The organism is Marmoricola endophyticus (assembly GCF_014644415.1).
Classification (GTDB): Bacteria; Actinomycetota; Actinomycetes; order Propionibacteriales; family Nocardioidaceae; genus Marmoricola; species Marmoricola endophyticus.
The window spans coordinates 2,181,486-2,193,772 of the sequence record NZ_BMKQ01000001.1 but is presented as its reverse complement, the minus strand read 5'-3'; the positions used below and the strand labels follow the sequence as shown (position 1 = coordinate 2,193,772).

The window sequence follows — 12,287 nt, the reverse complement described above, 5'->3', positions numbered from 1 at the left end:
TCTGGACCGTCGTGCCGACCGAGATCCCCGAGCCCGCATCCGCGTCCGCGGCTGGACCCACTGCTGGACCGACCGGTGGGCCGACTGGTGGGCCGCTCACCGTCGTCGAGGTGCAGCAGCGCGTCGTCGCCGCGCTGGAGCGGATGGGCGACGTGCTCGGAGAGCTCGGCCGCCGCTTCGCCGACGCCGGCGAGGAGATCGCGCTGGTCGGTGGGCCGGTCCGCGACGCGATGCTGGGCCGGCTCCAGCAGGACCTCGACCTCACGACCTCGGCGCGCCCGGAGGTGACCGAGCGGTTGCTCAAGGGGTGGGCCGACGCGATCTGGGACGTCGGGCGGGCGTTCGGGACGATCGGGTGCCGCAAGGGGCCCTGGCAGGTCGAGATCACGACGTACCGCTCGGAGGCCTACGACCGCACCTCCCGCAAGCCGACCGTGGAGTACGGCGACACGCTCGCCGGCGACCTGGGGCGCCGGGACTTCACCGTCAACTCGATGGCGCTCGTCCTCGGCCCGGACGGGGTCGGCGAGCCGCACCTGGAGGATCCGTTCGGCGGGCTCGTCGACCTGGCCCAGCGGACCCTGCGCACGCCCGGCGCACCGGAGGACTCCTTCTCCGACGACCCGCTGCGGATGATGCGTGCGGCACGGTTCGCCGCCCAGCTCGGCTTCGAGGTGGACCCCGACGTGGTCGCGGCGATGACCGACATGGCGCAGCGGGTCAGCATCGTGTCCGCCGAGCGGGTCCGCGAGGAGCTGGTGAAGCTGGTCTGCGCGCCGGAGCCCCGACGCGGGCTGCTGCTGCTGGTGCGCACCGGGCTGGCGTCGTACGTCCTCCCCGAGCTGCCCGCGCTGGCGCTCGAGCGCGACGAGCACCACCGTCACAAGGACGTGTACGAGCACACGCTCACGGTGCTGGAGCAGTCGATCGACCTCGAGGACCGGCTGCCCGAGGGCGGCCCTGACTTCGTGTGCCGGTTCGCGGCGCTGATGCACGACATCGGCAAGCCGCGGACGCGGAGGTTCCTCGACGACGGCTCCGTGACGTTCCACCACCACGACGTGGTCGGCGCCAAGCTGACCCGCAAGCGGATGCAGGCGCTGAAGTTCTCCGGCGACGTCACCGACGCCGTCTCGACGCTGGTCGAGCTGCACCTGCGCTTCCACGGCTACGGCTCGGGGGAGTGGACCGACTCGGCCGTGCGGCGCTACGTCCGCGACGCCGGCCCGCTGCTGCCCTGGCTGCACGTGCTGACCCGGGCCGACTGCACCACCCGCAACGCGCGCAAGGCGGCCCGGCTGCGGCGGACGTACGACGACCTCGAGGCCCGCATCGAGCGGCTCGCGGAGCAGGAGGAGCTCGAGGCGGTCCGTCCCGACCTCGACGGCAACCAGATCATGGAGATCCTCGGGATCGGGCCCGGCCGCGAGGTGGGCGAGGCCTACCGCTTCCTCCTCGAGCACCGGCTCGACCACGGGCCGGTCGACCCGGAGCAGGCCGAGAGGGTGCTGCGGGACTGGTGGGCCTCGCGAGGGGAGCAGCCGTGAGGGTCGCCCTGGTCACCGCCGCGGAGGTCCGTGACCTGGACGACGAGGGCCGGCTGCTGGCACAGGCGCTGCGCTCGCGCGGTGCCGACGTCGTGGCGGCCGTGTGGGACGACGCCGGGGTCGACTGGACGTCGTACGACGTCGCGGTGGTGCGCTCGACCTGGGACTACGCCGAGCGGGTCGCAGACTTCGTGTCCTGGGCACAGCGGGTCTCGGGGCAGACCCGGTTGGCGAACCCCGCCGACCTGATCGCCTGGAGCACCGACAAGCACTACCTCGACGACCTGGCGTCCGCCGGGGTGCCGCTGGTGCCGTCGGTCTTCCTCGAGCCGGGGGACGGCGCGTCCCACGAGCTGCTCGGCGTCGAGCACGTGGTCAAGCCCGCCGTCTCGGCCGGTTCGCGGGACACGCTGCGGCTGACCGCCGAGGAGCCCGAGCGGTCGCTCGCCCACGCGGAGCGGCTCCTGGGCGAGGAGCGCAGCGTCCTGGTCCAGCCGTACCTCGCCGAGGTCGACACCGCCGGGGAGACCGCCGTCGTGCTGGTCGACGGCGAGGTGTCGCACGCGATGCGCAAGGCACCGCTGCTGCAGCGCGGCATGGCGCTGGTCGAGGGACTGTTCGCGCAGGAGGAGATGTCGGTGCGCAAGCCGTCGCCGGCGGAGCTCGACGTGGCCGCGGCCGCGATGCGGGTGGTCGCGGACAGGGCGACGACGGCGGGCACGTCCCGGCCACCGCTGTACGCGCGCGTCGACCTGCTGCCGAGTGCCGACGGCCCGGTGGTGCTCGAGCTGGAGCTCGTCGAGCCGTCGCTGTTCCTCGACCACGTGCCCGGCTCGGCGGACCTGCTCGCCGAGGCGATCCTCGCCCGCTGACCCGGCCGTCCACAGGCGGAGAGTCGCGGGTCCCACAGCGTCGGCGGGCGCTGGTAGGCATGTCCCTCGTGAGCACCACACCCGAGACGGACGGACGACACGTACGAGACCAGGCGCAGGCGCACCTGCGTGCGCTGGTCGGCCGCGACGACGCCGAGCTGCGCGACGACCAGTGGACCGCCATCGAGGCGCTGGTGGTCGAGCGCCGCCGGGCGCTGGTGGTCCAGCGCACCGGGTGGGGGAAGTCGGCGGTCTACTTCGTGGCGACGCTGCTGCTGCGGGCGCAGGGGGCCGGACCGACGGTGATCGTCAGCCCGCTGCTCGCCCTGATGCGCAACCAGATCGCGGCCGCGGAGCGGGCCGGGGTCCGTGCGGTGACGATCAACTCCACCAACGCCGAGGAGTGGGAGCCGGTGCACGCCGCCATCGCCGCGGGCGAGGTCGACGTGCTCCTCGTGAGCCCCGAGCGCCTGAACAACCCCGGCTTCCGCGACGAGGTGCTGCCTCGGCTGGCCGCGACCTGCGGGCTGCTGGTGGTCGACGAGGCCCACTGCATCTCCGACTGGGGGCACGACTTCCGGCCCGACTACCGGCGGATCCGCACCCTGCTCGGCGACCTCCCCGACGGGATCCCCGTCCTGGCCACCACCGCGACCGCCAACGCCCGGGTCACCGAGGACGTCGCCACCCAGGTCGGCCGCGACGCGCTGGTGCTGCGCGGGTCGCTGGACCGGGAGTCGCTGCGGCTGGCGGTCGTACGCCTCACCACCGCGGAGCAGCGTCTGGCCTGGCTGGCCGACCACCTCGACGAGCAGCCGGGGTCGGGGATCGTCTACTGCCTCACGGTCGCGGCGACCCAGGAGATCGCCGACTACCTGCGCAGCCGCGGGCACGACGTCGCGTCGTACTCCGGCGCGACCGAGACCACCGAGCGGCAGGAGCTCGAGCGCCGCCTGGCGGCGGGCGAGATCAAGGCGCTGGTCGCCACCAGCGCCCTCGGGATGGGCTTCGACGCGACGCTCGGCTTCGTGGTCAACGTCGGTGCTCCGCAGTCGCCGGTGGCGTACTACCAGCAGGTCGGCAGGGCCGGCCGCGGCACCGACCGCGCCGACGTGGTGCTGCTGCCGCAGCTCGAGGACCGCGACATCTGGGCGTACTTCGCCTCGTTGGCGTTCCCGCGCGAGGAGCGCGTGCGCGAGACGATCGGCGCGCTGGTCGATGCGGGGAAACCGCTGAGCACCGCCACCCTGGAGACGTACGTCGACCTCGGGCGCAGCCGTCTGGAGACGATGCTCAAGGTGCTCGACGTCGACGGGGCCGTCCGCCGGGTGCGCGGTGGCTGGGAGGCGACGGGCCGGGAGTGGACCTACGACGCCGACCGCTACGCCCGGGTCGCCGAGACCCGGGACCGTGAGCAGCGGGCCATGCTCGACTACCTGACCACCGATGAGTGCCGGATGCGCTACCTGCGCGAGCAGCTCGACGACCCCGGCGCCGAGGACTGCGGTCGTTGCGACACCTGCGGCGGTTTCACCCCGGCGACGACGGTCTCCGACTCGGCTCGTGAGGAGGCCGGCGCGCGCCTGGCCCGTCCCGGCGTGGTCGTCGAGCCGCGCAAGATGTGGCCGACCGCCCTGGCCAACCTCGGCGTCGACCTGAAGGGGAAGATCGCCGAGGGCGCCGCGGAGGGCCGGGCGGTCGCGCGGCTCACCGACCTCGGCCACGGGCAGGCGCTGCGTGAGCTGTTCCGCGACGGTGCCCCCGACGGGCCGGTGCCCGACGCACTCGCCCGCGCGGTGGTCGAGGTGCTGCACGACTGGCGCCCGCACGTGGACGGGATCGTCGCCGTCGAGTCCGCCACCCGGCCTGCGCTGGTGGACAGCCTCGCGGGCGGGCTCTCGCGCTTCTTGAAGAAGCCGGTCGTCGGACGCTGGGCGATCGTCGACCCCGGCGTCGAGCCGGGCCGCGGGGCCAGCAACTCCGCCCAGCGGGTCGCCGCCGTCGGGCGCAGGTTCACGCTCGACGCCGACGTACCCGCCGGTCCGGTGCTGCTGGTCGACGACCGGGTCGTCACCGGTTGGACGCTGACGCTCGCCGCACGCGCGCTCCGGGCGGCGGGCGCGACCGAGGTGCTACCGCTGGTGCTGGCCTCGGGAGGCTGACGCCGCCGCGCCGGCGCGGTGGGAGCCGCTGCCGTCCTCGCCGAGATGGCTGTAGTAGTCCCGCGAGGCCCCGTCCGAGTCGAGCGTGCCCAGCATCCGTACCCCCACGGTCTCCACCGTGCGCGAGGACAGCCAGGCCAGCAGCACGGTCGGCACCGCGACCAGGACGGCGGTGAGCAGGAACCACGCACCGGGGCGCGGTCCCGGCAGCAGCCCGAAGCCGTCGAGGACCCGCATCACGGGCTCGTGGATCAGGTAGATCCCGTAGCCCAGCCCGCCGAGCCAGGCCAGTGTCCGCCCGTGCATCCACGCGGGCCAGGGGCCGTCGGTGAGCACGACCGCCGCCAGGCCCATGGCGATCGTGAGGCTGAAGGCCGGGTGCCACCACTCGCCGGTGGTCGTGGAGGTGTCGCGGGTCAGGACGAGGGCGAGCAGGGAGCCGACGCCGAGGACGGCCAGACCCGACCGGACCCGACCGCCGGCACGTACGCCGACGGCGACGAGCACCGCGAGACCGGTGCCGAGGCCGAAGTCCGCGGCCCGGCTCAGCGGGGAGAACCAGATCGACCAGTTGTCCTGGTCCTGGGGCGAGACGACGATCGCCCACGTCAGGTAGGCCAGGCCGACGACGACCAGCAGCGTCGGCAGCGCGGCGGCCGCGACCGTGCGGGCGGTGCGGCTGCCGAGGCGACGCACGGCCGCGTTGAGGACGGGGACCGAGAGCGCCATCAGCAGGTAGAAGTGCATCTCCACCGCCAGCGACCAGGCGGGGCCGTCGGTCCAGAAGACGTACTGGTCGGAGTAGACGTGCAGGAACGTCAGGTGCAGCAGCAGGTCCCCCCAGTGCTCGCCGGGGAAGACGGGGTTGCTCAGCGCCCAGACCAGCAGCACCACCGCGTAGTACAGCGGCAGCAGCCGCGCGACCCGCTTGAGCAGCAGCATGCGCCCCGAGCGACTGGTGTCGCCGGCCACCGCCGACCGGGCCACCGGCAGCCAGAGGACCAGTCCGCTCAGCACGAAGAACATGTCCACGAACGCGTCCGAGCCCAGCATCAGCCGGTGCCAGAGGCCGCCCAGCGGCCAACCCCCCGCGGCGCCGTCCGGGCCGCGGTGGTGCTGGTAGGCGTGGAAGGTGACCACGACCAGCGCGGCGAGCGCGCGCAGCCACCCCAGGGGGTAGCGCGGCGACCCGCTCGGCGGGGTGCCCGTGCCGGCGCGGACGTCGTCGTACGTCGGCGTGCTCATGCGGTGCTCCTCTCGCTCGTGACGGTGTCGGTCGCGCTTTGGCTGGCGGCCGTGCGCGGCGTGACCACCCACTGGTGCTCCCCGCGCAGCTGCTTGAGGTGCGCGACGCGGTTCACGAGGTTCTTCAGCTCGGTGTAGGCGACGAGGTTCGCGATCGCGGCCCCGACGAACCACCAGCGGTGACGGCGGACCTCCGGGACGGCCAGACGCCACCCGACGAACGTCTGCAGCGGCCCGGAGACCGTGACGAAGAGCGTGATCAGGAGGAACAGCGGCGTGCTCATCGACAGGCCGCCGTCGCGCCAGGCCAAGAAGCCGAGCAGCGGCCAGGCGAGGATGGAGAGCCAGGGGTAGACCTCGCGCCAGCCCAGGAGGTACGTCGCCCCGACCTTCTGCCGCAGCGAGAGGTACGGCGAGGCGAGCACCGGCGGCAGGTGGCGCGCCGAGACCTGGAACCAGCCCTGTGCCCACCGCATCCGCTGGCGCCACAGCGCCTTGGGCGTCTCGGGGGCGAGCTCGCGGCTGATCAGCCCGGGGTCGTTGACCAGCCGCCCGCCGTTGGCGAGCAGCCGCATCGAGGCCTCGATGTCCTCGGTGAGGTACGACCCGCGCAGCCGGATCTGCTCGAGGGCGCTGGATCGCCAGTAGCCGTTGGAGCCGCCGAAGATGCCGAACCCGGAGACCGCCGCGCGGCCGGGGTGGGCGACTGCGTAGATCTGCTCGAACTCGACCGCGACCAGCCTGGCCAGGGCGGAGTCGGCGCCGTTGCGGATCACGCAGTGGCCCTGCACGACGTCGACGCCGTCGGCGATCCAGCGCCAGGCCCGGTCGAAGGAGCCCTGCGCCGGCTGGTGGTCGGCGTCGAAGATCCCGACGAACTCGCCGGTCGCGACCGCCAGCGCGGCGTTCACGTTCTGGGCCTTGGAGGTGCTGTCCGCCACGCGCAGGACCGTCAGCGACGGCTCGCGGGCGGCCAGCGCGTGCAGGTCGCGCTCGACAGCCAGGTCGACCGGGGTGTTGTAGGCGAGCACCACCTGGAGCTCGCCCTCGTACTCCTGGTCCAGGAAGTGCTCGACGGTCTCCAGCACGGTCTCCGCCTCGTTGGGGAGGTACGCGGCGATCACGGCGCTCGCCCGCGGTGCCGGACGATCGGGGGCGGCGGGGAGCCGGGGAGGGTCGAGCGCGGCGACGCACTCGGCCCAGATGCCGAGCGCGGTGATGCCGAGCGCGGCGACGAGGGCCCAGTACAGCGCCCCGGAGACGTCGAGGCCGACCGCCCACAGCCCGACGAGGGCCAGGAACGGCAGCACGACCGACCCGACGGTCGCCCACAGCACCTGGCGCCCGGCGCTGAACCACCAGATCTTCGGCTGTCGCTTGGCGGACCGGCCGTGGCGGGGCTGCAGGTCTCGCTGGCGCAGCGACTCGGTCGCCGCCTCCGCCGCCCGCTCCTCGGCCAGGTCCGGCGTCTGGCGGCGGGTGATCGGCGACCAGCCGACGCCCAGGTCGATCACGCCGTCGTGGTCGCGCAGCCGCTCGAGCACCTCGACCGCGTGGTAGGCCATCTCCTGGAGGCGCACGGGGCGTGCGGCGCGGTCCTCCCGGCGCAGCCGCAGGGTCAGTCGTCCGCCGTCGGCGGCGACCAGCTCCCCGGGCTGCAGGTGGGCGGTCAGCCGCTCCGCCGCCTCGCGCACCAGGTCGGGCTCGGCGTGGACGACGTCGAGGTCGGCGCGACCCTCGGTGTCGGCCGCCCGGGCCCAGGTGGGCTCGATGACGGCGACGATCTCCCGTCGGCGCGCCGGCCGGGTCAGGCGCCGTCGGGCGTCGGGGGAGACGACGCGGTCGAGGGGCGCGACCTGGCCGGTGCGCTGGGCGGGCACCGGGGTGGGGTGCGGGTCGTGGTCCCGGCCAGGATCCGGCTGGGGGGTCGGGGCAGGGGTACGCGTCAGCGTCACGGTCGGGGACCTTCCGTCGGGAGCTGCTGGAGGGGGTGTGCGGTCGTGGGGGAGTCGAGCGCTGCCAGGGCTGCCGATGCGCACGTCTGCGTGCGTCCGGGTCGTACGACGCGGTCGGGGGACCGCGCGCCGGGGCGGACCGTCTCCGTCCCGGGTAGTCGCCCACTGTGCCGAGAGCCGTTGGAACGATCAACGCATCGAGGCCGTGTTCCCGCTCACGCCGGGGCCCCCTCCCGGTCCTACGGTGTCGGTATGCGGATCGGAGTCGTCGTCCTGACCGACCTGCCCTGGGCGGAGGCGGCACCGCGCTGGCGCAGCTGCGAGGAGATGGGGCTGGACCACGCCTGGACCTACGACCACCTGGTCTGGGGCGGGCTGCCCGACGCGGACTGGCGCGGTGCGATGCCGGTCCTCGGCGCGGTGGCCGCGACCACCTCGCGGATCGGGCTGGGCACCTTCGTGTCCTCCCCGAACTTCCGCCACCCGGTGCCGCTGCTGCGCGACGTCCAGGCCCTGGAGGACGTCTCCGAGGGCCGGTTCCTGCTCGGCATCGGCACCGGCGGCGACCGGGACTCGGCGATCCTCGGCGGGCCGGACCTCTCGGTGCGTGAGCGGGTCGACCGGTTCCAGGAGATGGTCGACCTGCTGGTCCGGCTGCGTGCCGAGGACCACGTCGACGCCGAGGGACGGTGGTTCTCCGCCCACGACGCGCGCACGCTCCCGCCACTGCGGCGCACGCCGCTGCTGCTCGCCGGGAACGGCCCGCGGTCGGTCCGGTACGCCGCCCGAACCGGTGACGGCTGGGTCACGACCGGCACCAGGGCGGACAGCGTCGAGGAGTGGTGGCAGGGCCACGCCCGTGCCCGCGAGGTGCTCGAGGAGGCGCTCGCGGCCGCTGGCCGGGACCCGGCGTCGTACCCGCGCTACCTGAACCTCGACGCCGGTCCGTCGTACTCGCTGGAGAGCGTGGGCGCGTTCGAGGACGCCGTGGGCCGCGCCGAGGAGCTCGGATTCACCGACGTGGTCACCCACTGGCCGCGGCCCGACGGCCCGTACGCCGGTGACGAGCAGACCCTCGTCGACGCGGTCTCGGCACGAGGGCGGCCGTGAGCGACCTGGCCTGCGCGGCCACGGTGCTCGTCGCTCGGCACGGGGCGACGGACTACGTCGAGACCTGGTTCTCCGACGAAGGTGGGTGGCTCTCCGCCGAGGGGCGCTCCCAGGCGAGGGGACTCGCGGACGCGCTGCGGGACCGCAGGCTCGCGCGTGTCTGGTCGAGCGACACCTCGCGGGCCGTGCAGACTGCCGAGCTCGTCGCCGCGCGCGTCGGGGTCGCTGCCCAGGTGCCGGTGCTGACGAGGCGGTCGCTGCGCGAGGCGGACGCCGGGGACCTGCGCGGGCAGCCCTTCGACGTGCACCGGTTGCACGAGGTGACCGACCGCTGGTTCGCCGGCGACCTGGACGCCCGCTTCCCGGGTGGTGAGTCCGGACGCGAGGTCGTCGACCGGTACGCCGCCGAGCTGGCCGCCGTCGCCGACGAGCACCGCGGTGAGACCGCCCTCGTCGTCGGCCACCAGACCGCGCTGTCGATCGTGGTGCCGGTGCTCACGGGCCGGACCGACCGCAGTCGCGCCCACGAGCTGGCCAACGGCGAGTACGCCGAGCTCGCCGTCGACGCCGACGGCTGGCGACTGGTCGAGGATGCGCAGTGACCGCCCGACGACGAAGGGCCCGGTCCACCCCTGGACCGGGCCCCTCGCCGTGCAGATCGTCGTGTCGCGGGCTCAGCCCTCCTTGACGACCTCCGTGCCGCCCGCGAACTTGTCGTGCCAGCCCTGGCGCTTGACCGGGTCGCCGTTGATCTGGACGGCGATGAGGATCACCGCGACGAGCCCGAGGATCCCGCCGATGAAGCTGCCGACGAACGGGATCAGACCGAGGATCCCGTAGCCGTTGAAGATGTTGCGCTTGAGCGCCTGGGTGAAGTCGGGCTTGCCACCCGTGGGGCTGAGGGTGTGCAGCTTCATCACCATCTTGCCCAGCGTGCGGCCCTGCGTGGACTCCATCAGGGTGAAGTAGCCGAGGGAGATCACGACCCCGACGACCGCGGAGAGCGCCTGCAGACCGTAGCCGGCGGACCCGCCCGACATCACGGTCCCGGCGCCGATGATCCCGCCGATGATGGCGCTGACGATCCCGACGAGGATGCTGTCGAGGAGTCGGGCGACGAAGCGGTCGAGGAGTGATCCCGGCTGGCGGCCGCCCGGGGCGGCTTGCGGCTGGCCGTACGGGCTCTGGCCGTAGGGGTTCTGGCCGTACGGGTCGTGGGGCGGCGGAGGCGGCGCGGAGTCGGTCATGGGCGGATCGTAGGGGTACGTCCGCCCGGTGACCAGCGCTTCGCAGTGATTCGTGACGCCGAGTTCGCACCGGATCCGGCGAGGTACGGCATTCGCGGTCGTGGTCGGCGCTGGGCTGAGGGGAGAAGCACGAGACCCCCGCACCGCCGGGGGCGGTACGGGGGTCTGCCGGCGCTCGGCCCGGGTCGGTGCGCCTAGCCCGGTGGGTTTCGACAGCGCCGTTGCGACCTCGTTCCTCGGTCGCAGGCGCAGCTCAACCTGCGGGCGAGACGTGGCCCGCTTCGTTCCTCAGCGGTCCACGTCGCCCTTGATGAAGGCCTCGACGCTGGCGCGGCCCTCGTCGTCGGGGCGCTGCACCGGCGGGGACTTCATCAGGTACGACGACGCCGAGAGCAGCGGGCCGCCGATGCCGCGGTCCTTGGCGATCTTCGCGGCGCGGATCGCGTCGATGATGATGCCGGCGGAGTTGGGGGAGTCCCAGACCTCGAGCTTGTACTCCAGGTTCAGCGGGACGTCGCCGAACGCGCGGCCCTCGAGGCGGACGTACGCCCACTTGCGGTCGTCGAGCCACGCGACGTGGTCGGACGGGCCGATGTGCACGTTGTGGTCGGAGACCTTGCCGGCCAGCTCGCCCTGCAGGTTCGAGGTCACGGCCTGCGTCTTGGAGACCTTCTTGGACTCCAGGCGCTCGCGCTCGAGCATGTTCTTGAAGTCCATGTTGCCGCCGACGTTGAGCTGGTACGTACGGTCCAGCGTCACGCCACGGTCCTCGAACAGCTTGGCCATCACGCGGTGGGTGATGGTGGCGCCGACCTGGGACTTGATGTCGTCGCCGACGATCGGGATGCCCGCGTCCTCGAACTTCTTGGCCCACACGGGGTCGGAGGCGATGAACACCGGCAGCGCGTTGACGAAGGCGACGCCCGCGTCGATGGCGCACTGGGCGTAGAACTTGTCGGCCTCCTCGGAGCCCACCGGGAGGTAGGACACGAGCACGTCGGCCTGCGACTCCTTGAGGGCGGCCACGACGTCGACCGGCTCGGCGGCGGACTCGTTGATCGTCTCGCGGTAGTACTTGCCCAGGCCGTCGAGGGTGTGGCCGCGCTGGACGTCGAGACCCAGGGTCGGGACGTCGGCGATCTTGATGGTGTTGTTCTCGGAGGCGTTGATCGCCTCGGAGAGGTCCTTGCCGACCTTCTTGTCGTCGACGTCGAACGCGGCGACGAACTCGACGTCCCCGACGTGGTAGTCGCCGAAGGTGACGTGCATGAGTCCCGGAACGGTGGCCGAGGAGTCGGCGTTCCGGTAGTACTCGACACCCTGGACCAGGGAGCTGGCGCAGTTGCCCACGCCGACGATGGCTACTCGAACCGAACCCATGGGTTCTCCTTCTTCCTTGTCTTCTCTACTTGCGTGTCTCGGTGTTGGTGCTCGGGTTGGTGCTGGGGTTGGTGCTCGGGTCCTCCGACCCACCGGGCTCGACCTCGGGACCCTTGCGGTCCGAGGCCTGCCGCTCGGCCTCGATGAGGTCGGTCAGCCACGACAGCTCGCGCTCGACCGACTCCACCCGGTGGCGCTGCAGCTCGGCGGCGTACCGGTCGGACCCCGACGAGGTCTTGCCGAGGCGCTCCAGCCGCTCCTCGAGCCGGGTGCGCCGGCCCTCGAGGATCCGCAGCCGGACGTCGAGGTCGGAGCGGGCGAAGAACACGAACCGGACGTCGAAGCTGTCGTCCTCCCACGAGGCCGGGCCCGACTCGGTCATCTGCGAGGCGAAGTGCTCGCGGCCGGCGTCGGTGATCTCGTAGGTGATCCGCTGGCGGCGGGTGACGGCCGTGGGCTCGAACTCGTCGCTGATCCACCCGGCCCGCAGCATCTTCTTCAGCGCGGGGTAGAGCGAGCCGTACGACAGCAGCCGGCTCCAGCCGAGCAGCAGGTTCAGGCGCTTGCGCAGCTCGTAGCCGTGCAGCGGTGACTCGAGCAGCAGTCCGAGGACCGCCATCTCCAGTGAGTCGCCCCGCTTGGCCATCGCTGCTCGCTCCTGATCTGCTCGGTGTGTCGGATGCACCGATCAGAACGGTGCATCGCGAGAACCTATCGTATCGATACATCGAGAGAGTGCAATTCCGCGGCGCGACCCGTGGCTGGCGGT

At 72.8% G+C, this 12,287-nt stretch carries 10 protein-coding genes; 5 read left to right on the top strand and 5 right to left on the bottom strand.

Features of this window, described 5'->3' with window-relative positions:
- Nucleotides 1-110: 110 nt before the first annotated feature.
- The 3 genes from IEX42_RS10765 to IEX42_RS10755 are packed head-to-tail and all read left to right on the top strand — an operon-like array spanning nucleotide 111 to nucleotide 4,581.
- The gene (locus IEX42_RS10765; RefSeq protein WP_268236440.1) at nucleotides 111-1,547 is read left to right on the top strand and encodes a CCA tRNA nucleotidyltransferase; all 1,437 of its coding nucleotides are present in this window, start codon (nucleotides 111-113) and stop codon (nucleotides 1,545-1,547) included.
- On the top strand, nucleotides 1,544-2,419 hold the full coding sequence (locus tag IEX42_RS10760; protein ID WP_229660782.1) for an ATP-grasp domain-containing protein: 876 nt from the start codon (nucleotides 1,544-1,546) through the stop codon (nucleotides 2,417-2,419). The genes IEX42_RS10765 and IEX42_RS10760 overlap by 4 nt, the downstream gene beginning before the upstream one ends.
- A 59-nt stretch (nucleotides 2,420-2,478) precedes the next feature.
- Nucleotides 2,479-4,581 (top strand): RecQ family ATP-dependent DNA helicase, encoded by a 2,103-nt coding sequence (locus tag IEX42_RS10755; RefSeq protein WP_188779767.1) that lies wholly within the window; start codon nucleotides 2,479-2,481, stop codon nucleotides 4,579-4,581.
- On the opposite strand, the gene IEX42_RS10750 is transcribed toward IEX42_RS10755, so the two are convergent.
- Together IEX42_RS10750 and IEX42_RS10745 are read right to left on the bottom strand one after the other, a co-directional pair.
- Nucleotides 4,552-5,826 (bottom strand): acyltransferase family protein, encoded by a 1,275-nt coding sequence (locus IEX42_RS10750; RefSeq protein WP_188779766.1) that lies wholly within the window; start codon nucleotides 5,824-5,826, stop codon nucleotides 4,552-4,554. The genes IEX42_RS10755 and IEX42_RS10750 overlap by 30 nt on opposite strands.
- The gene (locus tag IEX42_RS10745; protein WP_229660781.1) at nucleotides 5,823-7,781 is read right to left on the bottom strand and encodes a glycosyltransferase family 2 protein; all 1,959 of its coding nucleotides are present in this window, start codon (nucleotides 7,779-7,781) and stop codon (nucleotides 5,823-5,825) included. Before IEX42_RS10745 ends, IEX42_RS10750 begins: the two co-directional genes overlap by 4 nt.
- Nucleotides 7,782-8,033: 252 nt before the next feature.
- Here IEX42_RS10745 and IEX42_RS10740 point away from each other — a divergent pair, with 252 nt between their 5' ends.
- Entirely contained in the window at nucleotides 8,034-8,891 is an 858-nt protein-coding gene (locus IEX42_RS10740) for an LLM class flavin-dependent oxidoreductase (RefSeq protein ID WP_188779765.1), read from the top strand.
- Nucleotides 8,888-9,493, top strand: a complete 606-nt coding sequence (locus IEX42_RS10735) for a histidine phosphatase family protein (protein WP_188779764.1) — start codon at nucleotides 8,888-8,890, stop codon at nucleotides 9,491-9,493. Before IEX42_RS10740 ends, IEX42_RS10735 begins: the two co-directional genes overlap by 4 nt.
- A gap of 72 nt (nucleotides 9,494-9,565) precedes the next feature.
- On the opposite strand, the gene IEX42_RS10730 is transcribed toward IEX42_RS10735, so the two are convergent.
- The 3 genes from IEX42_RS10730 to IEX42_RS10720 all read right to left on the bottom strand — a co-directional run bounded on the left by IEX42_RS10730 (nucleotide 9,566) and on the right by IEX42_RS10720 (nucleotide 12,164).
- Nucleotides 9,566-10,138: an RDD family protein gene (locus IEX42_RS10730; protein WP_188779763.1), complete on the bottom strand. Its 573-nt coding sequence runs from the start codon at nucleotides 10,136-10,138 to the stop codon at nucleotides 9,566-9,568.
- A 288-nt stretch (nucleotides 10,139-10,426) separates the two neighbouring features.
- Entirely contained in the window at nucleotides 10,427-11,518 is a 1,092-nt protein-coding gene (locus IEX42_RS10725; RefSeq protein ID WP_188779762.1) for an inositol-3-phosphate synthase, read from the bottom strand.
- Between the two features lie 25 nt (nucleotides 11,519-11,543).
- Nucleotides 11,544-12,164: a PadR family transcriptional regulator gene (locus IEX42_RS10720; protein WP_188779761.1), complete on the bottom strand. Its 621-nt coding sequence runs from the start codon at nucleotides 12,162-12,164 to the stop codon at nucleotides 11,544-11,546.
- Nucleotides 12,165-12,287 lie beyond the last annotated feature (123 nt).

Coding starts and splice junctions, on each gene's coding strand:
- IEX42_RS10740 (WP_188779765.1), top strand. CDS start 8,034: ATGCGGATCGGAGTCGTCGTCCTGACCGACCTGCCCTGGGCGGAGGCG.
- IEX42_RS10730 (WP_188779763.1), bottom strand. CDS start 10,138: ATGACCGACTCCGCGCCGCCTCCGCCGCCCCACGACCCGTACGGCCAG.
- IEX42_RS10725 (WP_188779762.1), bottom strand. CDS start 11,518: ATGGGTTCGGTTCGAGTAGCCATCGTCGGCGTGGGCAACTGCGCCAGC.
- IEX42_RS10750 (WP_188779766.1), bottom strand. CDS start 5,826: ATGAGCACGCCGACGTACGACGACGTCCGCGCCGGCACGGGCACCCCG.
- IEX42_RS10720 (WP_188779761.1), bottom strand. CDS start 12,164: ATGGCCAAGCGGGGCGACTCACTGGAGATGGCGGTCCTCGGACTGCTG.
- IEX42_RS10755 (WP_188779767.1), top strand. CDS start 2,479: ATGTCCCTCGTGAGCACCACACCCGAGACGGACGGACGACACGTACGA.